Below are 895 nucleotides of genomic sequence, written 5' to 3' on the forward strand. Positions count from 1 at the left end.
GAATGGCGCAAGGTGTCGCAGAGCCTCACGCTGCAGTACGACAAGACCATGTACCTGCTGGAAGACCGCCCCGAGCACCGGGGGCTGATCCACCGCTACATCGAGGTGGCCGAATATCCCGACGGGCGGGTCGAGCTGTGGGCCGATGGCGCTTCCCTGCCCTACACCACGTATCACCGGTTTCCGGAGATCGACCAGGGGGCGGTGGTCGAGAACAAGCGGCTGGGCCACGTGCTGGCGATTGCGGCACGGGTGCAGGCGCTGCGCGACAGCCGGCATCAGGCGGGCCCGTCGCGCACGCTCTCGGGCGGGCCGCCCCGTGCGGTCAAGGCGCCCTTGAACGTCAAGCGCCAGCGGCTGATCAACCGGCTGGATCTGGAGCGCGCCATCGCGGGCACGGACGGCCCCACCCTGCTCCAGGCTCAGGTGCCACCGGCCAGCCCCACTGCCTTACGGGCACCCCACAAAAAGCATCCCGCCCCGCACAAAAAGCACGCTCGGCCTGACATTTCTATTTAGCGGACGGGGTGACCTTTCAGAGCCGCCTGGACAAAATCATGTAGAGGCTAAGTTGTAATGTCGTACCTGGGGGTGCGGACGATTTCTTGGACTGAGTTAAGTGGCGATTCCAAGGTGGCGCCGGTATTCGACCGGGCTCATTGCACGCAGCGACAACTTGATGCGCCGCTCGTTGTACCACTGGATATAAGAGTTTAGCTCGTGCGTGAATCCTTCTACCGTCGTGCCAGCCCAGTTGCGACAGTAGTACATCTCATTCTTCAGGCGACCGAAGAAGCCTTCACAGGCAGCGTTGTCAGGTGAGCAGCCTTTTCGCGACATGGAACGAATGAGACCAGCCGCCTTGACGCGTTGCAGCCATCCCGGCCAACTATAG

Annotated in this window: 1 protein-coding gene and 1 pseudogene; one reads left to right on the plus strand and one right to left on the minus strand. The window is 62.6% G+C overall.

The genetic code is table 11. The features are described from left to right. A pseudogene (locus D9X30_RS28835) lies at positions 1 to 519 on the plus strand (ISNCY family transposase); the annotation flags it as partial. A 96-nt stretch (positions 520 to 615) separates the two neighbouring features. Here the strand turns inward: D9X30_RS28835 and D9X30_RS28840 are convergent. After that, on the minus strand, positions 616 to 895 hold a 280-nt coding region (locus D9X30_RS28840; protein ID WP_153950067.1), incomplete at its 5' end, for an IS3 family transposase.

This window comes from Cupriavidus sp. U2 (assembly GCF_009663685.2).
Lineage (GTDB): Bacteria > Pseudomonadota > Gammaproteobacteria > Burkholderiales > Burkholderiaceae > Cupriavidus > Cupriavidus necator_C.